The organism is Pseudovibrio denitrificans JCM 12308 (assembly GCF_001310815.1).
Lineage (GTDB): Bacteria > Pseudomonadota > Alphaproteobacteria > Rhizobiales > Stappiaceae > Pseudovibrio > Pseudovibrio denitrificans.
In genome coordinates this window covers 1-24,173 of the sequence record NZ_BAZK01000029.1, presented here as the reverse complement: position 1 = coordinate 24,173, position 24,173 = coordinate 1, and the positions used below count along the sequence as shown (strand labels likewise).

The window sequence follows — 24,173 nt, the reverse complement described above, 5'->3', positions numbered from 1 at the left end:
GTTCGTTTACGACATCATCGCATGACATTCATCTGCCATCGGCCAGCATTCCCCTAATCCCTGCAAAATCAGAGAGGTAGCCTATGCCCAAACATTTTCCAACTTTCGGCAAGCTGGGCTTAGCCACCGACAGCGCAGAAGTAGCACAGATCGTCGTTTCCGGGCACGGCTTCATTCAGTCCGACAACCCCGCAGGCTCGCTGGTGCCTTGTCACCGCATCACGGTTACGGATCTTGAAACATTAAAGGACTTATGTGGCAGTCCGATCCCCTCATTAAAGGACAACACCCACAAAAATGGGACCATTGCTGGGTTGGTTGCAACCTACCTTAACGGTCACCGTCCTCTCACCGACAAGGAGCGCTCTTTTCTGAGCGAGATGGTTCTCCCTGTTTCCGTTTCGGTTGCCGATGCAGAAGACATCACCATCAAAGCAGGTTCGGTCTTAACCCTCGGCGAACCGGACGGCCGTCCGGCCTCCTACGATTTCAAAAAGATAACCCTGGAAGAAGGTGGTCGCATCGAAGTGATCAGCCCGGTCACGGTCAACGCGACTAGCTTCGAAAAAGTCGTACCGAAATAAAGCATAAAACAGATAACTCCAACGTAGGAAGAAGCAATTGACTAAGCAACCCTATGAAGAAGCCCGCACCGCCCTTGCTGAATTCGGTATTAAAGATGCTCAGATCATGGCCATGACTAGCGATTTTAACAGCGCGCGAACCTCTCCGATGCGGGCCAACAGCGATCAAATCGTTTTATCAACGGACCCTAAGTTATCTCAGATCCCACCGCGTTTCATTCGTGTCCCAGACGTGGAAACGCTAAAGCGAATAGGTGGCATTCCAGACGAGAAATTCCAATCAGAAGACTGGGACAACGCCCTACCTATTCCGTCCGCAGCCACTCCCGGTGTTCTGGCGCAGGCTCGTCCCCAAGACAAAGTCATCTGCGATGCCCTGTTCGCCTACGTCTATGGCGATTCTAGCAAGGTTCAGGACTATCGAGACACGTTGAACCGGTTACGGTTCCCGATGAAGGTCGCCGTCTTCGCTTCTGAAGATGCGATCATAGTGAAGTCTGGAGAGGTGTACGTGATCTCCGATCCGAGCGGCCATGACAATCCAGTCTCTGTAGTCGCCCCGGAGGTAATCATCGAAGAAGGTGGTACAATTAGCTGGGAAACCACCGGTACTATGAAAACCGACAGCCTTATTGTCGTGCCGCGGGAACATGGGACAAGCGACGACCCAGTCAATTCTTATCAGTCCATTGGCGGAGATGCTGGTAACGGAGCTAACGGCAATAACGGTGATAGCGGCAAAAACGGCAAAAACGGAAGTGCGGGCAAGGACAATAAAAGCTCCTGCGATGTAGCAGCCACAAATGGAACTAATGGTAGCCGCGGAGAGGATGCTGCTATGGGTCAGGACGGGACCGCAGGACCTGCGGCGTCTCCTGTCTACGTAGATACGGGGACAATGAACGGCCATTTTGTTGCCGCAAGCAATGGCGGCAAGGGCGGCAAGGGCGGAAATGCAGGCAAGGGCGGAACAGGTGGAAGTGGCGGTGACGGTGGCGCTGCAACCTCCCAATGCACGGCTGGGAAAGGCGGAGATGGTGGAGATGGCGGCTCTCCTGCGAAAGGCGGTAACGGCGGTAAGGGAGGTGACGGCGCATCCATCTTTTTCAACTATAAGAACGGCAGCCCAACGTTTGACAACAACACTACCAGCGGCTCCAGCGGCGACGGTGGTCATAATGCCAATGGTGGTGCGGGAGGTACGGGCGGCACAGGTAGTACGACCGGTGCGAAGGGCACCACCAACACCGATACTGCAACTGGTGGCACCGGTGGTGCAGGAGGCAAAGCCGGCAGCATCTATGTAAATGGTAGTTCCATCGGATAGAGGAGTGGGTTGATGTACAAAGATACTCCACCGGACATCATCATTTTCGGTCCTGACGGGGAAAAAGGGTCGGATGGCACCCCCGGCACTGATGGCACCCCCAACGGTGAAAATGGCAAAGATGGCTATCGAACCGGGCATTGGCCCAACCGAAGGTGCGTTTCTGCAACGAAAGGCTGTACCGGCGTGTCGTCCTCTCAGAGCGGGAATGACGGGATGCGGGGAGAAGGTGGCCAAGATGCACCGGCTTATCTAATCCTTTGTATCTCCGGCAACGTCTCAGCCAGCTCCGTCATCACGCTCTCCGGCGATGGCAGTAAAGGAGGCGACGGCGGTAATGGAGGCAACGGCGGCAATGGCTCCAATGGCGGCAATGGTGGCAATCAAGATAAAAAGTGCACCGATCTTCCTCCCACCACTGGCGGCAACGGCGGAAATGCCAGCAGCGGCGGCAATGGAGGAGATGGCGGTAATGGGGGAGATGGTTCTCACATCCAGATCACCTATGGATCCACCACTTACACCGGGGTTCCCTTTCAGGCACTTCTGTTGGAGGATTTGCCGGTAAAGCCGGTAAAGCCGGTAAAGCTGGTAAAGCTGGTCTCGGCGGAGTGGGCGGCTCCAGCGGTGGCAAACGGGGGGACACCGGTAAGGATGGAGCGGAAGCAAAAAATGGAACCCCCGGCCAGCCCGGGGAGCCAGGGCAGCAAGGTAAACTACTAATATCCCAGTCCTGAGAAAGAGGCATTTGATATGAGTGAGATCGGTTCGTTTAATGGAAAGCTCTCGTTTAATGCCGACGACATGTTCTGGACGCTGGCCGGTGATGCAGAAGATAACAAAATCACTCTGGCGAAGAGCTCTAACACGGAAGAAAACCAAGCCGATGGTAGGCAGCTGTTCAACCGATATGGAGATGAGCTGTCTGCGATTCAGGCTCCGAACGGTCTCTATCTTGTTTATTCAGAGGACTTGAAAGCCTATACGGCTGACGAAGAACGGACGGCCAGCCCGTCCCTCTTCACCTTCGAACCAGCAAACACGACCGGTGTCGTGCTTATCGAAAACAGTGATGGTAAGGACTATTACGTTATTGCTGACAACGGCGTTCTCAGCCGTACTAAAAAGACCGGCGATGCCTTGGCCGCGAGCATCTTCACCACGACCATCGTGACGAAAAGTATTGCCGAGATCATCAGTCAGCGGGACGGTACAAAGATCGACCTGACCTGGGCCTATTTGGCGGGCCAGAACCTAACTGAGATTCCGTTTTATCAATCCACCCTGGATCATGCAGTTCTATCTGGGGCGACTGTTAAATCCACCCAATTCGCCGACGCATCCCTAGTCAGCGCCAACCTGTCAAACCTGGTGTGCGAAAGCACCAACTTTAGTGCTGCCGTGCTGGATCATGCGGTCTTTACAGAAACGACCTTTGACAGCCTCACCCGCCTAACCGGAGCTTCAGCCATTGATGTTGATTTCTCCGCCACTCGTTTTCCAGTCGGAATGTCGCTAAACAATTTTGAAGCCTCGGGCGCTGTGTTCGACGGAGCGACCATGGCAGGCGTAGTGATGAACGGCGCTAACCTGACCGCGGCCAGTATGGTTGCAGTGAACCTGAAAAACGCTTCCTTCAACGGGGCTGACTTGTCCGGCGCCCTTTTGACCCGGTCCAACCTGACGGGCGCCTCAATGCAAACGACCCAATTTGTAAATGCACAGTTGGCCGCAGCTGACTTTACCGACGCATCATTGAGCGAGGCGAACTTTACTAATGCCAACCTTAGCAACGCAAGCCTGATTAACGCGCGGGAGTTGACCAGGCTTGATTTTAGGGGCGCTCTATTGGTCGCCGTCGATTTTACCGGCTTCGATTTCGTCAGGCACCAGACCAAAGTCTCCTCCGATACAGATTTCACCCGAGCGTTCTTGGACAATTGCACCTTTACCAATATGGATTTGAGGGGTATCCGCTTCCTGTCAGCTTCCATTCGTTATGCCCAGATGGATGGTGTGAATCTGGAAGACGCCACGCTGACCAATGCAGATCTTAGCTTTGTAAGTGCGACAAAGCAGGTTTCCATGATCGGGGCAAACCTGTCCAATGCAAAGCTTGAAGGGGCAAACCTGGAAGGCGTGCAGATGGGACCGCTGATCACCCATGACGATGCCGACCTCGCCCTATCCGTGGATTTGGATCGCGGGATAAACCCCAATCTCAAACTCAGGTTGAGCGCAGGATCTTCCCTGCCTAAAGTGACCGTATTAGAACCCGGCGAGGCTTGGAACCTAACTGCCAACAACTGCATCTTGATGGTGCGAAAAGCAGAAGACAAGCTGCGCATCGCTGAAGTCGATCCGCACAAGACCGGCGCTATTTTAACCAACGCTTCATGCCCAACGCAAATTTGAATCAGGCAAACATGTATGCGGTGGATATGTCAGGGGTAAATTGGTACGGAGCAAGTGCCTCAGCAAAAGGGGCTAACTTGGAAAGTGCCAATCTTTCCCAAGGGAATTTCTCTACCATGGATTTCACTCAGGCAACCATGCGTGGGGTCAACCTATCCTTCTGCAATCTGGTCAATGCCAATTTCACCGGAGTGAAACTGTTACCAACCACCGGATTGGCCCCGGTTTCACTGTCTTTCTCCTCTCTAGAGGGGACTGATTTCACCGATGCGTTGCTCAACAGTGCCAATGTGACAAACGCGGCCGTTTGCCTACAAGTGGAAGGTAGTGCTGTAACGATCTCCGCAGTCCCTGTTTTCACCATCCCGTCCAGTCTGGCCCCTCGCCTCAATGCAGGGACGGTGGATCAAGAGATTATCGACGCCTTTAAGCTGAACGACGTCACGCTGACCAGTAAGTCACCCTTAGCCATTTTAAGTCTTGGGAAAATCTGGGCGATCCGAACCACACCCAGCCCGAGCGGCCAAAACTACCTAATCGAGACCAATCAAGAAAAAGGCTACCTCCAAGTTTACAAGCAAGGTTCTGAAACCAGTGAAATTGATATCCCAGAAATTTGGGCCGTGCCATTGGGCGCGTTGCCAGCGAGTTTGATTAGTGTTTTCAACAAGGGTGTAATCACTGAGGAGATACGAACCGCCTTCTTCGATGTCGGTTACCCATTGCTCCCGTCAGCAGGTTTGGTACCGGTGTCTGAAAATAAACTCTGGGCTGTGAACAACATCGATCCTGAAGAAACATCCCTGCAAGCAGGCTTCGGGCAATTCATGATCGTTGCCGAGAGTTTTGCCGGTGTTACAAAACTGAAATTGTTTGGCGCCTCCCCTCTTTCCGTGATCCGGATGGGCACTAACAACACCCAAGAAAGAGTTTTGGTGCCATTTGCTCCCACGGTGTTCGGTAAAAGCGCTTTAGGTGCAAAAACGACCACACCCAGCGGCCTGAAATATGAACTCCTAGGTCCTGCATTACCCTTCGAATTCCTTATGACTGCCGGCCTGCCTCCAAAGCCGCCAGAATGCGTGCCCGGTCCGTTCAACTGGTGCTGACAGAATTAGGATAAATCGCAATGAACCTGGAAAATGCAGTTGCGGTAGTCGGTTTTGGCTGCCGCTATCCAGGAGGCGTCAATGATGCTTCTTCTTTTCTAGATCTGCTCCACGATCGGCGCGTTGCGGTTCGTCCGCCCCCATCAGAGCGCTGGAATATGGAGCGTTACTTCGGCACGGAGACCAGCGGCCCAGCACGCATGTACACAAGAGAAGCGGGGTTTCTCAACGAATCTGTAAAACGCTTCGATGCAGAGATATTTGGGATTTCCCCGCGCGAGGCGCACGCCATGGACCGCAACAGCGGGTTATGTTGGAAGTCACCGTCGAGGCGTTGGAGAATGCAGGCCTGAATCCATGGAGATTGAGCGGGACCCGAACCGGGGTTTATTGCGGTGCTATGGCTGTGGACTACCAAAACCTGCTGATGCGCACCGCTAACACCCATCTGGTTGACACTCACACTGCTTTAGGCATGACACTTGGCGTGATCGCCAACCGTATTTCCCACGCGTTTGACTTGAACGGCCCAAGCTTGAGCATCGACACCGCTTGTTCAGCTTCACTCACCGCTTTGCATTATGCTTGCCGAGACATTCGTTCAGGCGAAGCAGAGTTAGCGATTTGTGGCGGCATCAACCTAATTTTGATGCCTGAATTCATGATGGCCTTGTGTCGAGGTCAGTTTTTGGGACCGAACGGCAGATCATTACCTTTTGATGCTCGAGCCAATGGATTTGGGCGCGGCGAAGGGGCCGGTGTCGTGGTTTTAAAAAAAGCTGATCAGGCCATGGCAGACGCTGACCCGATCATGGGGTTGATCCTGGATAGTCGAATAAACCAAGACGGGCGCACCAACGGCATGTCTCGCCCCAACGGAGACGCCCAGAAGCAACTAATGCACGAACTCTATAGTCAGGCGGGTCTCAATCCATCGGATGCGTCCTTTGTTGAAGCCCACGGCACTGGCACCGTGGTCGGAGATGCCATCGAAGCCGAGGCCATCGGAACCGTATTTGGTGCAGGACGACGAGCAGATGACCCAGTATTGATAGGTACTTTAAAAGGCAATATTGGTCATTTGGAAGCAGGCGCTGGAATAGCTGCCGTGATCAAAGCACTGCTGTCACTAGATCAAGGGATACTGCCGGCTCATCCCAGCTTGGAACAGCTTCGGACTGATATTGATTTTCGCGGCCTGAATATCGCTGTATCTGCATATGACGAGGCTTTAGCAAAGCGAAGTAATCTACGATTCGCCGGTGTGAACGGATTCGGTTATGGCGGAACCAATGTACATCTGATCCTTGCCGAAGCTCCTGAGAGTACGAAGGTAGAGAAACCGGCAGTCAATCCGTCACTGAAATCCAGCGTGACAGCCCCCCAAGTGATCATGCTTTCAGGTCGTGATCAGGCCGAGCTGCAACGAGAAGCAAAAAGTATTGCTGCTCATCTTGAAGCCACGAAGCACAGCACTGCTGATGTGGCTCGCGGCTCTGCTTGCTTACGTCCCCCTAATCGGTTTCGTGCGGCCGTTCAAGGTGTCTCTCACCAAGACTTGTTGGACCGGTTGACCTGTCTTGCTGAAGGCGAGGAAGCGCCGGGCATCATTACAGGTCAGGGCGGGAATAAAGTGAAGCCGGTCTTCGTCTTCAATGGCATGGGGGCACAGTATCCCGGTATGGCTGCAGGCCTGCTCGAAACCGAACCGGCCTTTGCTACTGCGGCGCGAGAGGTGGAGCAGCTATTCCAAGACCGCTGGCAGGTAAGTCCCCTATCTATCCTGTTCGACGATACCGCCGACCCGACTGCGGTGGACACACAGCAATGGTCGAATTTCATTGTTCAAGTAAGCCTGCTTCGGATGTTGCAAGATTGGGGCGTCCAGCCTGCTGCCGTCATTGGGCACAGCGCTGGTGACAGCATCGCCGCCTTGGCTGCAGGGGTAATCACTTTGGAAGAAGCATCCGCGATCGTCTATCATCGGGTTCGACTGATGCGCCGTCTGGCTGGTCATGGCGGCATGTTGGCCGCGGCACTGACAGTGGAGGAAGCGCAGTCTCATACCCGAAGGATTGGCGGACTGGACATTGCGGCAATCAATAGCCCCCGCTTGATTACCATATCAGGACATTTGGACAGTCTGAACCATCTCTTTCATGACCTCGAGACATCGGGTGTGTTTGTGCGACGGATACAGGTTGACGTCCCGTATCACAGTCATCTGATTGAGGAAATCTGTACCGAATATACCAACGCTCTTTCGTCAGTCGTGCCAAAACCCTCAGGAATGCCTTGGATATCCACTGTCTATCCGGACCAAGCTCATTCAGTTGCGGACGGCACTTATTGGGCTGACAACGCACGATTACCAGTCCGTTTTTCCGCTGCGTTAGACAAATTGCTGGATCTAGGGCATCGGCATTTTCTACAAATAGGACCTCATCCGGCATTGGCCGGGGCCATGGCCGAAATTGCCTCTGTTCGAAATGAACATATCCTGTGCACTGCGACACTCACACGCAAGCAATCGGCATTATGTGCCGTGGCTGAGCTTCGTGCGCAGCTCTATATCCAAGGCATGACAGCTGATTGGGAGCGGGTGCAACATAAAGGACGGCGGGTACATGGTGCTCTACCGCTTCGAAACTGGGCAGGTGAAACCTATTTTACAGAAAGCGCCAAATCAGCCATAGAACGCTTGGCGCCCAAAGCCCACGAGCTGCTCGGCGATAGGAAGATGGGCCGGGTCGACACTGGCGTAGCGTACTAAGCCCCACAACACCAGCCTTTTTGAGCGGGCATAAAGTTCGAAACCGGGTTGTGGTTCCCGCAGCCGTTTACATTGAGACAGCTATTGCCGCGATCCGTTCAGAGACTGTCCGACAGGTCAGACTAGAAAACCTGACCTTCTCCAGCCCCCTTATTTTGAAGCAAAACGACCACGTCCATCTGACCACCCGCTGGGAACCAGATGGCAGTATCATCGTTCAATCCACCTCCTATCCTTCCTATCCCGGTAGTGAATGGAAAACCCATGCGAACTTGCACGGCAATGTGATTGACAACGTCGTAGCAAGCTCTCATCCGGGATGGTCTTTGAAGAAACCGAAAACAATATGCGTCGACGCATTTTATCGTCGTCTCGAGGATTTTGGGTTGTCCTATACTGGTGGGTTCCAGGCGATCAAAGCACTACGGTCGATGGTAATTGTGCCGAGGCTGATCTGTCCCCCCCACAACCTGATATGGTGCTAGACCCATGTTTGCTGGACGGAGCCTGGCAAGCTGCATTGGTGTTAATGGATGAACCTCGCCTGCTGCTGCCTCAATCAGTTTCTTCTGTAACCCTGTTGTCCCCAATCACAGAAGCTGTATCCGCTCGTATTCTTGCCCGTTCCACCGCCGATGCCATTGAATTGATCGTAGACGTAGATCTCATTTCTAGCGATGGTTCTGTTTTAGCCCGGGTGGAAGGACTAGTCTGCGCTGAACCCCCAGCACCCGCGAACTCTGTCGATCTTGATCTTTATCGGTCAACTTGGAGCACACAAACCGTTAGTGAACTCCCATCCACTTCCCACCGGTGGCTGCTTTATGGGAAAGACGAAGCTTCCATAAGCATGTTAGCGCAGCATGCCCCCGTTGGGATCGACATCGTCAATACTATAAAGGACGTCGAGCGCCATGTTTCCGATGGCGCTGAGCGGATCGTTGTGCTGGCAGATTCGCAACAGGAAGATCCCGAGATACACCTTCTAGATCTGATAACACTACTCAATGCAATTCCGGATGAGATGAATAATCTCCGATTGATCGTTGTAACCCGCGCCAGTTTCGCGCTTATGTCCGGTGATGTGATCAGTGCAAATGGACATCGGGCGTTGTGGGGGGCGGTCCGCGCTATTCGTTGGGAACGACCAGACTGGAAAATTGATCTATACGATCTGCCTGACCGAATTACATCGCTTGACGGAAAACAGTTTTGGCACGCCTGTATTGAAGGATTAAGTAGCGAAGGCGCCATTCGAAATACGCGATTGCTGCGCCATGACTTAGACCATCTGCGTCAAACGGACATAGACAGCTCCACCGCCCGGATTAGCCGTTCGTCCATCCAAACTCCACTTCAGCTAGATCTCTCAGGACCTCGTCCTGTCTGGCGTCGGTTACCACACCATGTTGCTACAGTCGGGGATCTCAGAATACTCGCTGTCACTCCCGCGCCCGGTTTCCCAGGGCGCTATGATGCGTTGGCGACCTCTGCCGTCGACGACACCTTACTTGCCGTTTGTGGCTCAGAAGAATTGCTCGCTTCCGGAATCAATCGTTCGAAAATCAAGGTTAGCTGTCCGATTGACCTGCCTTTGCAGTCCCGGAAACCTCTACCCATGACGGCCCTCAGCCGTATTGAATATCTGCGAACACGACTGGCTCCTGGCGCACCAGTTTCGCTGGAACTCCCCGACGGACTGTCTCTGCGATTCCTCGTCGCTTTTCTGACTGCCCACGGGCACCCGGTGTATCAGATCGGCACAGCCCCGGTTCAGTTTTCAGGAAGTAACAATATGATTGAATTCTTGAGTAGGGATCGATTAGAGACCTTGACCCGCTTAAGTTATCTTGCCGAACAAGGAGCCATTTATGTAACATCCAAGCCGGATGAGGGATGGATGGGCAGTTCCCTCGCAAGGAGAGGATACGCAGTCGCAGCACTTTCTGAAACGCCTGAGACAGCCCCCGGAAGTTTGTCTCCTCTGCTGACCAGTCAAGGGCGACCGGACGATGATCTCCCCTCTGGCATTGAACAAAGCACGAATGTAATATGCCCATGGGATAGGCCACTTCTGACCCAAGGGGCTTCCTCCCTCTTGTCGCCCGTTATTGGTGGCTGCTGCCTCATTACAGGAGGGGTATCAGGCGTAGGCGCCGCTTTGGCCAAAACTATGGCACGACAGGGCCATCAAAATCTGGTTTTAGTAGGGCGACGTGGCCCTCAAACCCCTGGTACCTCGTCCTTGATTTCGGAGCTTCAGCAGCTTGGTGCAACCCCGCGCATAGAGGCGTGTGATGTCTCCGACGCCAGCGCCGTTTTAGACCTATTGAAACGGATCGGACCTGTTAAAACGGTCATCCACGCAGCCGGAGCGGTAATTGATTGTAGCATGGATCAAACAAGCGCTGAGGTTGTCCGTACTGCATTTGCCGCTAAAGTAAATGGGGCGAAGAACCTAAAGGCAGCTACGGCGGCCTCCCCTCCCGACTGCATGGTTCTGATCGGCTCCTTAACGGCATCGGTCGGTAACCGCAATCAGGTCGCATACGCGTCGGCGAACGCTTGTCTTGAAGAACTAGCTGATCTTTGGAGGCAAGCCGATGAATCGTCAATGGTGCTCTGCTTTGCCCCAGGTGCGATCAGCGATACCGGAACCGTGGCGCAAAGCAAAGCAATCGCGGCGCGCTTAGATAAACTAGGGATATCAAACATTTCAGTTAAACAGATCCACGACCGACTGAACCTCCTCACTCATGATGGAAATACCATCAGCTGCGCGATTTTCGCCGCCATTGATTGGTCTCAATGGGCACCCAAGGTCGATCCAAGATCGCCGCTCTATCGACTGATCGTTAGCAAAAAAGGCGCTTACCACAACAAGAAGAACTCAGAAGTGAGCTTTACCGCCTCAGAAATGGCGCTGGTTTTATGCAATGCTCTAGCTGCGGTATTGCGTGCTGATCCGGCATCTCTAGATACGGATAAACCGCTCAATACATTCGGGATTGACTCTTTAATGTCAGTATCTATCGCCTTGGAACTTGAACAGGCCACTGGAGTGAGTTGTGACCCTTTGGATATTCTAGCTGCGCGCTCGATTAACGAGCTCGCCGATACTCTTTCCATACGTGGGCAGCGGAAAGATGGCCCACCTAGTGAAGTTAGAGAGCCTCAGTTTGTGAGTACTTAAAAGGAGAGCACTCAAAAGGGCCTCACTACACGAAAGTGCTGAGTTTGCCCGGGATTTGAGAACAAAAAGTGATCGCACTATCAGGAGTGAACTTTCTTTGCGCGGTGGACGCAGCGTGACAATCTAGCTCGCTAACAAGCCATAGTTATTCTGGTGGGCCATGACCGGACACTCAGGCAGTTCAATCAATAATTGTTATGGTCTGAACATTGAGTTTTTCTTTCACTAATAGACCCGTTCGGGATTATTTAGCCAATTCCATCTAACAAAATACAAAATCGTCCCGTTCGGTTCTTTATTGTGCAATGTCGCATTATTTGCGTTAAAATCGTCCCGAACGGGATGATTATGATTGTCGTAAACGATCACAGCGAGCTTGGAACATTGATCCGCGCTGAACGCAAACGACAAAAACTAACTCAAGAGCAACTTGCCGCTCTCTCTGGAGTTGGTGTTCGTTTTGTACGCGAACTGGAACACGGCAAGGAGAGTTGCCGTATTGGGCTCGCCTTTGCCGTGATGCAAACACTCGGCATTTCTGTTGAGGTGAACAGTAGAGGCGGTGAAGCATGAGCCGTATCCTTGACGTTTATTTACGCGAAGAAAAAGCTGGGCAGCCCGTACAAGCAGCTGACGCTGGCCTCACATTTACCTACGATACAGACCACCTTTCCAAGAAAAATCCATCAGTTTCTGATTCAATGCCGCTTCGAGAAGAGCCATACTTAGACGCTATAGTAAGACCATTTTTCTCTGGCCTTCTTCCCGATGAACGCGCAAGAAAGAGATTAGCAGCCGCCGTCAGAGTTTCCCAAGAAAATGCATTTGGGCTTTTGGAGATTATTGGCGGGGGAATGCGCCGGAGCACTTTCGCTACTGCCTGAGGACAGTGCCCCACCTGAATTCAGCCTGACTGACACTGAGCCGTTAAGCGCTGAGCAACTTGCTCAAATTTGTGCTGATCAGATGGGCTCGAAGGAATACAAGAAGCAGGTGCATAGTTACCGGGAAAGCACAGCATTCATTGAGCGGTTGCACGAACTCTCTCCAGAGCTATTGTGCATTGGAAGTTGTATCGCACTGGCGGAACAGGAAGAGCCGGATGAGCTGAGAGGTTCACGTCCGGTTCTGTGAGAGCCTGAAGGTGAAACTCCTTCGTGCTACTCGACCACATATTCATTGAACACTCGCCAACTGAACGTAGAGGCGACAAGAGAGCAACTTGAGCTTGCTCTTTCAAATATGGCCTATGACATTTGAGGAATAACATTCGCTAATTTCAATCCAGCGGCCGAGCTTCAAAATAGCTTTCTTTCTGGAGCGCCAAACCTAGAAAAAATACCTAGTTCCAGTTGAAAAAACGCTTTGGGCAGTCTTGGATTTATTGTCTTTACAGCTGAGTTGAAGGTAAGGAGGCTGAAGGACAATAAAAAATGAGCCGATTTCCCATGCACGCAGACAGGCTTCTTCCGTCTGAAAAAGACATACACAATGAGATAAAAAAGACTACTCCATTTCAGATAAACAATTGCAACGTCACGGGTACTTTAGAAAACTACGAGTTTGATAAAGGGTGCCAGGTTCGCGTTGTCGTTTTGAATACGAAGCGTGATTTTGCTATCGACTTTGCCTCATTTCGAAATGAAGATTGTGTAATTTCCGGTAACTACTTGCTTCATGGGACGATGTTTACACGTCTACCAAATGGGACTGAGTTTGAGCTTACCCCGAAAAAAGCAAATCTGGTTAAATCCCCCCCCTCCCGCTCGCATTTTCAGTTCAGCAAAGGCAACAGATCCATCTCTTCACTTATTCCTTGTCAGAAAGCTATTTGTCGAGGTGTCTTGGTGAGCAAGTTCCTGCTTCATTGGCACCCTTTTTGGATGTCAAAGAACTGAACTATCAACTGCTTGAGTTTTGTCCAACAGCCGACATGAGACAGCTTATTGAGAAAGTTTTTGCATGCCAGTTCAATGGAGCCCTTCGAATGCTGTTTATCGAAGGTGCAATGCTTCAGTTAATTGCACTGAAGGCTAAGCTGTTTATTGAGGGAGAAACATTGGCTGAGCTAAATGCGTTGCCTGATTGGGAGGCTGCGCAAATCAAAGCAGCATACAAAATGCTAGTCTCTGATCTGACGTGCCCTCCGACGCTGAGCGAGTTGTCTTGCAAGGTCAACTTGGGTGAGCGTAGATTGAACGAGGGATTTAAAAAGCTTTTTGGGGATAGCGCGTTCGGAATTTTAAGAAATGAGCGGCTTGAATCTGCGCGGCGTGCGCTGGAACGAGGTGATGTTCCGCTTAAGCAAATTTCATATCGTGTAGGTTATCGGCACACCAACAACTTCATACAGGCATTTACAAAATACTTCGGGATTTCGCCCACCAAATACAAAAGATCATTGAACTTAGATACGCCTGATGGGTGATGAAACACTAAGGGAGCCCCTATAAGAAAGGTAACTGAAGGCTTGTGCCTTCAGTTACCTGATGTGCCACCCTATGAGTGACAGCATCTGCTTGTTTGTGGCTTCTGATTGATGGGGCCAACAAGCAGATAAGAAACTTGCTTTGCAAGATGGTGTTTGCAAAAGTGGGTGGCTCAAGAGTGTTTTGAAGCAGGATTGGGCCTTGGTGCTACGAACTTGGCGTAGTAGGCCAAGATAGGCAGAACTGACAAACTAAATGCAACAAAGTTTATTATGGCATTTAGATACACTGAAAGATAAGCAGAGCGTAACGTTGCACTGATAAGATTTTCAAGCCCCAGCTGGCTCAGCGCAAATAAGCTGAAACACACAAGAGTTGCTAGGAAATAAAGGCAGACAATTGCTGCTGTTGAAGTGAATGATATCAACCAGTTTGGGCGATATATGGCGTTCATAATGAACAGAGCTAGCATGCTAATCATTAATACAGCATCGCCATTGTAAGGGATCCCAAACACAAGATCTTTTCCCAGGTAAAGCAGCTCAAAGCCAGTGGTTAGCTCGTCTCTGGCAATGCAGGTAATGCCTTCAAAAACAAATGAGATAAGTTGGCAGTAATGGTAGTTTATCACTTCTTGAAAGAGGTTTATGAGCAAAACCAAAAATGATCGAACACCTGGGATAGAGAGCAGAAAGATCATACTCAGCCAATAAGGTGAAACCGGGCATGTTCTGTTTTTCAAACCGTATAGTATGGCCAGTGCGAATACATCGATGCAAAATGTTAGACTGGCCAAATCGTGAATTCCTAGAACCTGACCGGTAAAACGCATGGCTGCAGAAACAAACAGCATCAAATAAATAATGTCTTGTTTAACGGGTTGTTGGAACCGCTCCGGGCTGGAAAGTGACCAAAAAACTAAACTCACTAAGGCAACCAAGTATGCAAGAGTGACAAAATGGCTGGGTTGGGTCAGCCATGAGTTGAACATCCAAAGTGTAGGTCGATAGATCAAAAATGCCGAAGTCAAGCTCATAGCGATAGCAATGATCCTGATGTCATGTAAGCGATGTTTCATAAAAGAGTTGTTTCAGGTTGTTTGTGGGTTAGTTTACGATGGCCAGAAAGCCATGCTTGCTTTGTGTGTCATCACCGAAGTTCGGCAGCACTATATCTTTGGGTCCAAAGGCGATTTGGCGTCCAGCTTCCAAAACCAGCACTGTATCGGTTGCGCATATGACAGCTGGATGACGAGTAACTGCTATGACGATGCTGCCAGCCTTACGCATTAGTCTGAGGGTGTTCGCTAAGGCTAATATTCCATCCGTATCCAAGTTGGTGGCCGGTTCATCAAGAACGATGAGGAAGGGTGAGTTGTACAGTGCTCGTGCGATACCGATGCGCTGACGTTGACCTGCAGATAACAAACAGCCACTGTAACCAACTTGGGTGTCATAGCCTTCAGGTAAGTTAGTTATCATTGCGTGGGCATCAGCTATCCGTGCTGCTTCAAAGATTTCTTCGTCTTTGCGGACTTTTGAAAACCTGGATATGTTTTGCGCAACTGTTCCATCCAGTAACTCAACTTTTTGTGGCAGGTACCCTATGGCGGCCCCCAACTGATCTTCTGGCCATTGTTGAAGGTCTGTGCCGTCTAGAAGAATTGAACCGTTCTGGTTAGGCCAGACACCGACTAAGGTGCGAACGAGGCATGTCTTGCCTGCACCTGAACGACCAACGATGCCTAATCCATCGCCGGCGTTAAGAGTGAAGTCCAATCCATCAAGTGCAATATGTTTTGTGCCCGGGCAAGTGATTGCGACTTGGTGGACTTCCAAGCTCTTTTGAGGTGTTGGCAGTACCAGGTTAGGTTTTTGCTCTTCTAGACGGCCACAGATTTCATTAAGCCTACCACAAGCATTTCGATAAGCGATAAGGCTGTGCCAGTTACAAATGGCCTGTTCAATGGGTAAAAGCGTGCGAGAAGCGATTAAAGATGCTGCAACCATCGTTCCTGGGGTGATTTCTTGCCTAATGACCAAGACAGCCCCCATCCCAAACACTGCAGTCTCTGATACATATCGTAGTGTTCGTGTTGTCGTGCTTAATAGCGAGCTTTGATCATCCGCTTCAATTTGCTGCTGATAAACTTGGGTCTTAGCGTTATCCCATCTGTCGCATAAGGTTTTACTCATACCATGAGCACGTACGATTTCTGCATGGTGCTGCGCGTTTACATGAGCAAGGTCTTTTGGCTTCTTTTGGGCCTTACTACTTTGAGTTGGTGTTTGAATTATCAAAGCAAGGGATACAGCTAGCAGAGCGCAGACTGTTGCTAGAGACCCAAGCCAGAGATGAAACACAAACAGTAGTGCGAGATATATCGGCAACCAAGGCAAATCGAAGAGGGCAGCTGATCCTGGGCACGTCCAGAATTTTCGGACTGCATCCAGCTCCTCAATAGGATCAGTTGGCTTGTCACTCCAGTTGGTTTGAATCGCTGGATTTAAAGCTGCCAGAAACGCGACACGAGACAATGTCTTATCGATTTTCCGTGCGATAGATGAGTGGGTCAGACGACGCGCAAAATCTAATGTTGCATAGACAAGATACAAAAAGCCAACAACCACAGAAATACTAAATAGTAGGGATAGGTTGCTATGGACTAGTATGATGTCACAAATACTTTGTAAGTAGATGGGGAGTGTAAGGGAGAGTAAGCCTAACAGAAGGCTCAAGAAGCCAGCTATGGCGTAAAGTAAAGTTGTGCTGCAGGTTACATGATGTACCTGCTTCTTGAGCGTATCCAAGCTGAATATTTTCACTTTAAATAGTCTTCTTGTTTACGTATTTCAGAGCGTATAAGCTACTCAAATATCACGTTTATTGGAGTACCACGGAGTCAGTTGGGTCACTGACTCGTGGAGGGAGGGGGGAGGAATACTCTAGGGTTGACGTACTACCCTCCCCCTTTCTCGTGGCAGATGCCTTGCCATCAAGAAAACCAAAACAGTCACACTTTTGGAAACACTTAAGTTTGCCCTCAAGTTGAGGGCGCTGCAGTTTTATTGGGATCTTTGAGTTATTTTCATAGCGGTCGCAAAACTAGCGTACAACGAGATTAAATCTCGAAGTTGCAAGAACCTATACTTGTAAACAAACCAACGCTATCGCGGCTTACTACGTTACCGAGATAAGTGTTGACTGCCAAAGTAGTCGGGCGATGTATGAAACTATTACTCTCCTTATGCGAGTTCCAAGACTGTTTTGGTACTTGCAAGGCCTAATAGTTACGAGGTGGTACAGAATAACTACTAAGCTGCATAGTTTTTATCTATGCGATCAAGTGACTTATGTATAGCCCATCTATGTCGGCTTTTCTAGGAGATATGAGTGAAAAGTTTTAATTTGAAGCATTTTCACGTCATTCAGGGCCAAATAAACGCGATGAACAGGCAAGTAATAGCATTTTTCGATCTCAAAGACCATTTTTGCTAAATGAGGTTCTTTTTAAGTTATTGAAAAATAATTGTAAATATGTCCACTCACTTCAATGTGAAGGAAAATTCAACGGTCTATTGAGTTACAATAAACGAATGGAAATATTTGGAAAAGGGCATTTCAATTTGTTGAGATGTGCTTTTTGGCACGTGAGGTTGTATAATTTGCTATATGGTGCTCTGTTTTGATTTTTTTTAGCGGGAAATATACTTATTAATAGCTTGAGTTAGTTTCAGTAACTTTAAAAGAACTGTGTTTTTTAAAGTAGAGCGAGGATGCCGTGCTGTCAACAAAAGCGTTCAGATGATTGTAGCTCAACTGATTTGGGTGGCATATGAAAGTGATATGAGTGTAATCACACTTGTTCATTTTATGAGCTTGTCGAGTAATGAAAGTCGAGCGCGATTCCATTGGGCTGGTAGGGCAGCCGGTGTAGATTGCTTGTTACATCGCCTTGCCAATACAGTGAGATACAATGCAGTTGCTATTTAGATTTCTATGAAATGGTATTTAATGAAGTATAGGTGAATTGTTGTGATGTATAAATACATTAATAGTTTGTATTGTGTTCCTTGTTCGGAAAAAAATAAAGTTTCAATACATCTAGCGGGTGTATATTTCTAATTGATAGACACAAGATGATTTTGGTTACTTCTAAGGTGACGTAATTTTTGTGCGCAACACGTCTGGACTGCAGATTCTTCTTTATGTCTTTTAAGCGTGTGTGTAATGATGCAATCATATTCAGCAGATCGAATCTGAGGTGAACGTATTACAAGCGGTCTGATGGATAAGCATGCAGATGAACAAAAAGGCAGAGTAAAGCCACAAAAGAAACCCCCTGGAAGCCAGGAGCCGCCAAGGGGAACAAAATAGAAAAGTTTAGCAGCTATTGGTCTATATTGTTCTCCTACAACTTGCAAGAGTAAGCGTGCATTAATTTGTGCGACTGGGGTTGCTTACTTAGAAAACGGCCTTGAGCTTCCGATATTTATGGAAGTATTCGAGATGAACTCGTTTGTTCATAATTTGGATGAGCCCAAAACGCTGATCGGGAAAAGTAACACCTCAAGACGGCTAAATCGTGCAGCAGAACACGCTGCAAAAGAGTTTAGCGGGTTGCCCGTAGGTGTCAGTCGCTGGGACATCCTTTCTCTCGTCAAGAAGTTGCAAAGAGAACTGGGGCTGACGTCCACTCAAACGTCCCATCTTGAGTTTTTGATTGGCTATACCCGTGATCAGGATTGGCAGTTTGGTAGCCATCCTATTATCTATCTAACTGTGAGTGCGACAGCTGTGAAGCGTGGTGTCAGTGAGCGCCAGGTGTTGAATATTGAACGCGCACTAAACCGCGCAGGTCTGTTGTGTTGGCACGACAGTGGCAACCAGCGTAGATATGGTTATCGTTCTGACAGTGGTGATCTTGTTTCGGCGTTCGGGGTCAATCTGGCACCGCTGGCCGCCTGCTATGAACGTTTTTGCGTTCTTGTGAAAGCGGTTGAGGAAAAAGAACATGCCTGGAAACAACAAAAGATGCTTCTGCTCATGCACAAACGTGTACTGCGCGAACAGATTGCTTTGCACCCTCAGGCCAAAAATTACTGGACACGCTGAAGCTCTTCTTGCATCCCTACCCTGCCGGATAGGTGCTCGGATATCAATGGTCCAAATGCTGTCATGGAGCGATCAGATCCAACAGTTAGTTGAGGAGTTCACTAAGCTCGAGCCTGATGTATGCCTAAATGAAGAAGTCGCATTTGGTAGCAATGCTCATTTAGCAGGTCAGCTTTGTAACCCAAAAACTTCTGACAGGTCAGAAGTAAAGTTCCGACACATAAATACAAAAAATACAAATCTATTATTTTCTCATGAAAACGGTAATGGTGCCGATACGCAATGCGCTCTTGGCCGTCATCTTTTCAGACCTGGAGAACCTTTCCAGCATAAGAATGATCTGAAAGACCTCAGTTTCAATAAAGAGGCCCATGCTGAGAATCTCGCAGTTAATCGTCAGAAAATACAAGAAACTAGGATTACACCACAAAGTGGTGCAGATAAAAGATCATTTTACTACCCTTCTGGTATTGAGCATATCACCCTTGCACAGGTTCTAACTTGTGCTAGTCCAATGATGCATGACATGATCAAAGTAGAGCAGCAAACTGCAGAAACAGATTGGCAAGTGGTTATATCAGCTGCTCGGCCGGCTGCTCGATACCTAGGTGTATGTGAGCATATGTGGCAAGAGGCTTGCAGAAAGCTTGGCGAAACGACAACTGCTACCATCATCGTTATAGCTGAGCGTAAAGGCTTTGATCCATCAACTTTCGTGAATTCTTACAATGGTTACTTGCGTGGTTGTTTGGCTAAGGCAGAGCGCGGAGAGCTGCATCTTCATAAATCAATATTCGGCATGCTGCATCGCTTAAAGCAATAAGCGAGTTTAATGCGTACTCTCTTAGCTCATCTGGTACATATCTTGTCTATCGGAAGTGCATACAGATCGAAGTGGTTATGAACTCGCCTGCCGACTGTTTGCGCTTTGCTTGAGTGGATCTAGCTGCAGTTTGAAAAACTGTCGCTTAGTGTGGGGCAATAGGAGTTACTGAGGCCTACGCTTTTGATGACACCAACAAATGCTTCGTGGATGATTTTGTAAGTGCTTGGGTTAAAGTCATGCAGTTGGACCGTTTCGATTTGAAGCACGACCTTTAATGCTATCACCTGCGCCTGTAGTGGCATCATTGCAGGTGCAGGGCTTTTGGTATGCGCTCTTAAAGCTCTATCGCTCATGTAATTTACACATGTTTATCCACTCGAGGATAAAGCCTCCATCCTTCAGATTATACTTATGAAAAGGCGAAAATCGATGAATTGCTTTTTTGAAAAAGTACGCCAACTAAGCATCGAGGATGTCAGCTACCGAGATAAAATGTTGCAGAGAAAAAATGAATTCAGCAACTTCATCCAAAGACCCATCCCAGTAATGCGCGAAAATCACTCATCTATTTGAAAATGCTAATGTATATGCTCTCGCTTTCCTCTCTTTTTTGTGAATTGCACATATAAAACCTCCAACACATAGTTTTGATGCAAAACAATCGATGGTTGTGAGTAATTACAATGGTAAATTATCCTGAAAAAGAGACTTCGATTACCAGCGCCAGAAGTAAAGTAAGAGAATTCGAGGATGCGTGGAATACGAGAAACCCAGAAGTAGTCAGTTTGTACTGTGCTGAGGATAGCCTATGGCAGGACAAAGGTAGAGTAATATTAGGACGCCAAGAGATAGTCTCATTTTTAACTGGAAAGTGGAAGCAGGAACTCCATTTTCGTCATATGAAGGAGCTTTGGAGCGTTCAGCGAAACTTACTTACCATTCGTGTTGCAAGTGAATGGAGGACTTTGCACAACAATTGGTACAGGACAAGTGGAACTGAAATCTGGGAGCTTAGCGATGCAGGTCTCCTTCAAAAGAGAATAATTTGCGCGATCGATACGCAAATATCGAGTGATGAAAGGCTGTTTTGGTGGCCATTCGGTCGGCGCCCTGATGGCCATCTGAACCTGTCACAACTACACTTATAACTTTATCCTGCCGAAGTACGCCAAATGTTCTTCACTTAGCAAAACAGATCTCTGTGTTCATAATTCAAAGATGCATTCTCACATGTACAATCTTAATCAGGAACAAAGCAGTGTCGTAGAAAAAATAAGACCTAATGATGCTGATTTCATCGTCAACTCAAGTGGCTTTTATCAAGCAACGATTAACTCAGATAACCGCCCTTGCATTCACTTTAGAAACGGACCGAAGGGCTTTCTGCAAGTTCTCGGAGAACGCAAAATTGCGTTTGCTGACTACCATGATTTAAACCACCAAGGATTTGATTCCAAAGATAGATCTAGCGATCAAATCTCTCTGATATTGATGGACTACGCCCAACGTAGGCAGCTTAAAATAAAGGGGCAGTTTTCTCATTGGAGTGTCAACCAACAAGACTTATCTCTTTTCAAACTCACCGCTCCTAGAACTGGAAAGCGACTGAGAGGAATTATCGTCATTAATGTAGATAAATTAGAATGGAGAGCATGCCTCGATATTCCCGTGAGGTTATCACTGGAAGAACTGGATCCGCAGATATACAAAATCCGAGAAGAGTTGGTCAGGCTAAGAGTTGAAAATGCAAAACTTAGAGCACTAAGTTGAGATACCTTCAAACACGCCGTCCTGTCAGTTAGAACCTGATCTGACGGCGTACTCACCCGGATCAAGCCGTCAGACCGCTTATATGGATTGAGGGTCTGGTGCTAAAACGAACCGTATTCCCCTTCGTGCACATGGATGGTGTTATAAGGCAAGCTGAGCCGGTCGGCACTTGTTTCAAAGAACAAGAACACCTTTTGATCTTGCTCATCGTATGCTTCGCATGCCAGTTCTGTTCGCCCGCCAAACGCATCAATTTTCGTATTGCGACCTAGCAGCATACAGTTGGGACCGCCGATGGCCCATCGCTTGTGCCAGCCTTTTTCATAAAAAGCTAAGTGTAAGGATTGAACGTTATAAACGTGACCTTGTATGGAAAACTGTGCGTCGATCGTACCTGACCAATTAACCTTGTTGTAAGGCAGTAGATAGTTATCGATGTTCATAGGAAGCAGGTCTTGTTCAAACAGCTCATCAGCTTCCTTATCAAAATTGCTAGAGAAGTTGATGTACAGCTTGTTGCTTTCTAAGTACCTTATGTGACTGTGATTGGACAGTGACCCATTTGCGATTGCAAAGGAGTTCACACCTGTGAACTTTAGGTACTCAGTTCGTTCCAATGGACTTGGAAAAGCCATGGCTTGGGCAGCAAAGGAAATTGCTGAACAGCAGACTATAAGCGCGAATTTCGCCAGCTTTATCATTGCCTTATCCCTCTTACATAGTCCCAACCAACCAAAGATGATAGCTCTTTAAAATGGCGATATGACGTCGCCTGCCTTAATCGTGGTCACAAACTACGGTTAGTTGCCCCAATTACCTCTTTGGGAAAAGTGCGTTGCTAGCAAGACAACAAGGATGCTTAGTGAGCTTTAGGCCTTGCTCGTAGTCACCTTATGAATGGACCGGCGTTGAAAGTCCCTTTTCTCTGCGTCACAGAAAACTCCCTTAACCGCGCAAATCAACAAGTTATGCGAAGTCACTCCCCTGAAATGTCAATCGAGATCCATTCAGGGTGTCCTCTTCCAGTAGTGCTGTTGCAAACGCGTTGCCAAAGCTCACATAACTAAGCGCACCATTGATCGATGAAGTCGTGATGGGACAAAAGTATCGCCACTGGTTGGCAGTTCTCTGGCCGAAAGGCTCGCGGGTTATTCTGACTGTTGCCAAGCCAATGAGTTATGAAGGTGCAACTCCTTCGATCATAGTTCCATCCATTGGCTAACAGTGAGCGAGATTGTTTGCGCCAAACTTAAATCTGCGCGACATCGAAGAAACCAAACACCTGCACCAACTGCGTTGTGAAAATGCCTCTTGAGGATGAGAGGCATCAGTATTGTTGTAGCTCGCTTGATTGGATGCTGTTCTTAAGCAAGCAATTGGAACCGTGAAATTCAAAACTGTTCCCTGAACCTAACAGGTAAAAGCTACTAGCTCTAATCTAGCCCAAATCTCTCTTTTACAGGTTCGAAGAAAAGGCTCATCATCAAGTAAGTCGGCAGTGGAATACCTATACGGGCAGCTTCTATTTCAGCTGCTTCGACAATTTCACGATCTTGTGGGTCTGTTTTGCCAAAAATCGCTAATGTGACGATACTGCCATTGTCTACACCATTCTTGAAAGTGGCGCTCTGTGGTTGTTGAAACGAGAGTTCTGTGAACCTTCGAGCTATTGCCGATCCGTTCATGTTTGATAGAGCTTCAAAGCCATCCTGAAGCACATACCCTTTGTCTGTTTGGCTAAGTCTACCTTGCTAACGACCTGACAAACAAACGATATCATGGCACCATAATAGCCAATTACAAACTCATCCTGCCAAAAACTTGGTGGGATCCCGTGGTGATGCTGAAAGATGGCATGTTGTTGCCTGACCATCTCAATGGTTTGTTTCGTGACTTTCTTGCGAAATCTGCCAAACATTCTTGTCTCTTTTTGTTAGTTGCGCTGGCTTAGTGAGTATTTCTATCAGCAATCGCGAAAGGCAGCAAACGGTCTCAAAGTTGCTTTACGACCTTCTCGCATTTAAGTGTTCCAAACCTGTCCCTTCGCCTTAGGCACGTCACTTTTGTTGTCTTTGCCATCCACGCTGAGAGCAACTTACAAAAGCTAAGATTGCTGGCTGGAACGTATTGGGAATAGCATCTCCGTCACAGACAAGCATGCGGAAGTTGCTCCCGATAGATTTCAGATCTCACAGTGTCGGCGACGGATGATGAAACCGGAGGCAGACCAACCACTGGTCAAAGGGATTTCTGGTCGGGGTTGGTCTGCACAGCTGCACCTGGACAGTTAACTTTTCGCGATCGCAAAGGAGTTCACAGCTGTGAACTTTAGGTATTCAGTTCGTTCCAATGGATTTGGAAAAGCCATGGTGTGGGCGGCAAAAGAAGCTGCTGAGTTGCCAACTACAAGCGCAAATTTTGCCAGATTTATCATTGACTTATTTCTCTTACATAGGCCTACCCTAACCGATGTTGCAAACTGCAGTTAATTATTCACTTTTTGCGCTGAAAGCTCCCCTGCTCTGCTTTTAGTGTTTGTCAGTAATTACTTTGCCTGCTTTTGGGTAGCTGTCGCTAAGGCAGCGCTTACAAAAACGCAGCATGACACTTTGAGATTGGAGATCATTGACCT

At 48.6% G+C, this 24,173-nt stretch carries 20 protein-coding genes and 2 pseudogenes; 18 read left to right on the top strand and 4 right to left on the bottom strand.

The features are described from left to right. Positions 1-83 precede the first annotated feature (83 nt). The 13 genes and pseudogenes from JCM12308_RS24645 to JCM12308_RS24590 all read left to right on the top strand — a co-directional run bounded on the left by JCM12308_RS24645 (position 84) and on the right by JCM12308_RS24590 (position 13,829). On the top strand, positions 84-584 hold the full coding sequence (locus tag JCM12308_RS24645; RefSeq protein WP_054785391.1) for a hypothetical protein: 501 nt from the start codon (positions 84-86) through the stop codon (positions 582-584). 37 nt (positions 585-621) lie between these two features. Further along, on the top strand, positions 622-1,911 hold the full coding sequence (locus JCM12308_RS24640) for a hypothetical protein (protein ID WP_054785390.1): 1,290 nt from the start codon (positions 622-624) through the stop codon (positions 1,909-1,911). 12 nt (positions 1,912-1,923) lie between these two features. After that, positions 1,924-2,634, top strand: coding sequence for a hypothetical protein (locus tag JCM12308_RS24635; protein WP_054785389.1), 711 nt, complete (start codon positions 1,924-1,926; stop codon positions 2,632-2,634). 30 nt (positions 2,635-2,664) lie between these two features. Continuing rightward, positions 2,665-4,326 (top strand): pentapeptide repeat-containing protein, encoded by a 1,662-nt coding sequence (locus tag JCM12308_RS24630; protein WP_054785388.1) that lies wholly within the window; start codon positions 2,665-2,667, stop codon positions 4,324-4,326. Further along, a complete protein-coding gene (locus tag JCM12308_RS24625) occupies positions 4,308-5,435 on the top strand; it encodes a pentapeptide repeat-containing protein (protein WP_128647479.1) in 1,128 nt (375 codons plus the stop codon). Before JCM12308_RS24630 ends, JCM12308_RS24625 begins: the two co-directional genes overlap by 19 nt. A 20-nt stretch (positions 5,436-5,455) precedes the next feature. Then, positions 5,456-6,165, top strand: a pseudogene (locus tag JCM12308_RS33155) (beta-ketoacyl [acyl carrier protein] synthase domain-containing protein); the annotation flags it as partial. 60 nt (positions 6,166-6,225) lie between these two features. Next, positions 6,226-8,208 (top strand): acyltransferase domain-containing protein, encoded by a 1,983-nt coding sequence (locus JCM12308_RS24620; RefSeq protein ID WP_373282416.1) that lies wholly within the window; start codon positions 6,226-6,228, stop codon positions 8,206-8,208. Positions 8,209-8,228: 20 nt separating this feature from the next. After that, a pseudogene (locus JCM12308_RS33150) lies at positions 8,229-8,357 on the top strand (hypothetical protein); the annotation flags it as partial. A gap of 170 nt (positions 8,358-8,527) precedes the next feature. Continuing rightward, positions 8,528-11,401 carry an SDR family NAD(P)-dependent oxidoreductase gene (locus JCM12308_RS24610; protein WP_054785384.1) on the top strand — a complete coding sequence of 958 codons (2,874 nt, stop codon included), beginning with the start codon at positions 8,528-8,530 and terminating at the stop codon, positions 11,399-11,401. A 348-nt stretch (positions 11,402-11,749) separates the two neighbouring features. Then, entirely contained in the window at positions 11,750-11,974 is a 225-nt protein-coding gene (locus JCM12308_RS24605) for a helix-turn-helix domain-containing protein (protein ID WP_054785423.1), read from the top strand. Continuing rightward, complete coding sequence (locus JCM12308_RS31930; RefSeq protein ID WP_083417528.1) at positions 11,971-12,285, top strand: HipA N-terminal domain-containing protein; 315 nt, start codon at positions 11,971-11,973, stop codon at positions 12,283-12,285. The genes JCM12308_RS24605 and JCM12308_RS31930 overlap by 4 nt, the downstream gene beginning before the upstream one ends. Before the next feature lie 82 nt (positions 12,286-12,367). Continuing rightward, positions 12,368-12,535 carry a hypothetical protein gene (locus JCM12308_RS31925; RefSeq protein WP_244272020.1) on the top strand — a complete coding sequence of 56 codons (168 nt, stop codon included), beginning with the start codon at positions 12,368-12,370 and terminating at the stop codon, positions 12,533-12,535. A 616-nt stretch (positions 12,536-13,151) separates the two neighbouring features. After that, complete coding sequence (locus JCM12308_RS24590) at positions 13,152-13,829, top strand: helix-turn-helix transcriptional regulator (protein ID WP_506344901.1); 678 nt, start codon at positions 13,152-13,154, stop codon at positions 13,827-13,829. A gap of 173 nt (positions 13,830-14,002) precedes the next feature. Here JCM12308_RS24590 and JCM12308_RS24585 read toward each other — a convergent pair whose 3' ends face one another. Next, on the bottom strand, positions 14,003-14,908 hold the full coding sequence (locus tag JCM12308_RS24585) for a hypothetical protein (RefSeq protein WP_054785380.1): 906 nt from the start codon (positions 14,906-14,908) through the stop codon (positions 14,003-14,005). A 28-nt stretch (positions 14,909-14,936) separates the two neighbouring features. Then, positions 14,937-16,640, bottom strand: a complete 1,704-nt coding sequence (locus JCM12308_RS24580; RefSeq protein ID WP_054785379.1) for a type I secretion system permease/ATPase — start codon at positions 16,638-16,640, stop codon at positions 14,937-14,939. 1,684 nt (positions 16,641-18,324) lie between these two features. On the opposite strand from JCM12308_RS24580, the gene JCM12308_RS24575 reads away from it, so the two are divergent. The 4 genes from JCM12308_RS24575 (at position 18,325) to JCM12308_RS24560 (ending at position 21,541) form a co-directional block, all read left to right on the top strand. Beyond that, positions 18,325-18,945: a helix-turn-helix domain-containing protein gene (locus tag JCM12308_RS24575; RefSeq protein WP_054785378.1), complete on the top strand. Its 621-nt coding sequence runs from the start codon at positions 18,325-18,327 to the stop codon at positions 18,943-18,945. Positions 18,946-18,991: 46 nt separating this feature from the next. Continuing rightward, entirely contained in the window at positions 18,992-19,768 is a 777-nt protein-coding gene (gene repC, locus JCM12308_RS24570; protein ID WP_054785377.1) for a replication initiation protein RepC, read from the top strand. 686 nt (positions 19,769-20,454) lie between these two features. Then, on the top strand, positions 20,455-20,919 hold the full coding sequence (locus tag JCM12308_RS24565; protein WP_054785376.1) for a DUF1348 family protein: 465 nt from the start codon (positions 20,455-20,457) through the stop codon (positions 20,917-20,919). Between the two features lie 82 nt (positions 20,920-21,001). Beyond that, positions 21,002-21,541 (top strand): hypothetical protein, encoded by a 540-nt coding sequence (locus JCM12308_RS24560; protein ID WP_054785375.1) that lies wholly within the window; start codon positions 21,002-21,004, stop codon positions 21,539-21,541. Between the two features lie 101 nt (positions 21,542-21,642). Here the strand turns inward: JCM12308_RS24560 and JCM12308_RS24555 are convergent, their stop codons facing one another. Further along, a complete protein-coding gene (locus tag JCM12308_RS24555; protein WP_128647475.1) occupies positions 21,643-22,242 on the bottom strand; it encodes a hypothetical protein in 600 nt (199 codons plus the stop codon). A gap of 374 nt (positions 22,243-22,616) precedes the next feature. Between JCM12308_RS24555 and JCM12308_RS28400 the strand changes: the two genes are divergently transcribed. After that, complete coding sequence (locus JCM12308_RS28400; RefSeq protein ID WP_164845353.1) at positions 22,617-22,763, top strand: hypothetical protein; 147 nt, start codon at positions 22,617-22,619, stop codon at positions 22,761-22,763. Positions 22,764-22,974: 211 nt separating this feature from the next. On the opposite strand, the gene JCM12308_RS24550 is transcribed toward JCM12308_RS28400, so the two are convergent. Then, positions 22,975-23,226: a hypothetical protein gene (locus JCM12308_RS24550; RefSeq protein WP_054785373.1), complete on the bottom strand. Its 252-nt coding sequence runs from the start codon at positions 23,224-23,226 to the stop codon at positions 22,975-22,977. Positions 23,227-24,173: the final 947 nt, after the last annotated feature.

What these genes read in the sequence shown, in the direction of transcription:
- JCM12308_RS24645 (WP_054785391.1), top strand. Translation starts at nt 84, where the DNA reads ATGCCCAAACATTTTCCAACTTTCGGCAAGCTGGGCTTAGCCACCGAC.
- JCM12308_RS24635 (WP_054785389.1), top strand. Translation starts at nt 1,924, where the DNA reads ATGTACAAAGATACTCCACCGGACATCATCATTTTCGGTCCTGACGGG.
- JCM12308_RS24630 (WP_054785388.1), top strand. Translation starts at nt 2,665, where the DNA reads ATGAGTGAGATCGGTTCGTTTAATGGAAAGCTCTCGTTTAATGCCGAC.
- JCM12308_RS24625 (WP_128647479.1), top strand. Translation starts at nt 4,308, where the DNA reads ATGCCCAACGCAAATTTGAATCAGGCAAACATGTATGCGGTGGATATG.
- JCM12308_RS24620 (WP_373282416.1), top strand. Translation starts at nt 6,226, where the DNA reads ATGGCAGACGCTGACCCGATCATGGGGTTGATCCTGGATAGTCGAATA.
- JCM12308_RS24610 (WP_054785384.1), top strand. Translation starts at nt 8,528, where the DNA reads ATGGTCTTTGAAGAAACCGAAAACAATATGCGTCGACGCATTTTATCG.
- JCM12308_RS24605 (WP_054785423.1), top strand. Translation starts at nt 11,750, where the DNA reads ATGATTGTCGTAAACGATCACAGCGAGCTTGGAACATTGATCCGCGCT.
- JCM12308_RS31930 (WP_083417528.1), top strand. Translation starts at nt 11,971, where the DNA reads ATGAGCCGTATCCTTGACGTTTATTTACGCGAAGAAAAAGCTGGGCAG.
- JCM12308_RS31925 (WP_244272020.1), top strand. Translation starts at nt 12,368, where the DNA reads ATGGGCTCGAAGGAATACAAGAAGCAGGTGCATAGTTACCGGGAAAGC.
- JCM12308_RS24585 (WP_054785380.1), bottom strand. Translation starts at nt 14,908, where the DNA reads ATGAAACATCGCTTACATGACATCAGGATCATTGCTATCGCTATGAGC.
- JCM12308_RS24575 (WP_054785378.1), top strand. Translation starts at nt 18,325, where the DNA reads ATGGAAGTATTCGAGATGAACTCGTTTGTTCATAATTTGGATGAGCCC.
- repC (WP_054785377.1), top strand. Translation starts at nt 18,992, where the DNA reads ATGGTCCAAATGCTGTCATGGAGCGATCAGATCCAACAGTTAGTTGAG.
- JCM12308_RS24565 (WP_054785376.1), top strand. Translation starts at nt 20,455, where the DNA reads ATGGTAAATTATCCTGAAAAAGAGACTTCGATTACCAGCGCCAGAAGT.
- JCM12308_RS24560 (WP_054785375.1), top strand. Translation starts at nt 21,002, where the DNA reads ATGTACAATCTTAATCAGGAACAAAGCAGTGTCGTAGAAAAAATAAGA.
- JCM12308_RS24555 (WP_128647475.1), bottom strand. Translation starts at nt 22,242, where the DNA reads ATGATAAAGCTGGCGAAATTCGCGCTTATAGTCTGCTGTTCAGCAATT.
- JCM12308_RS24550 (WP_054785373.1), bottom strand. Translation starts at nt 23,226, where the DNA reads ATGAACGGATCGGCAATAGCTCGAAGGTTCACAGAACTCTCGTTTCAA.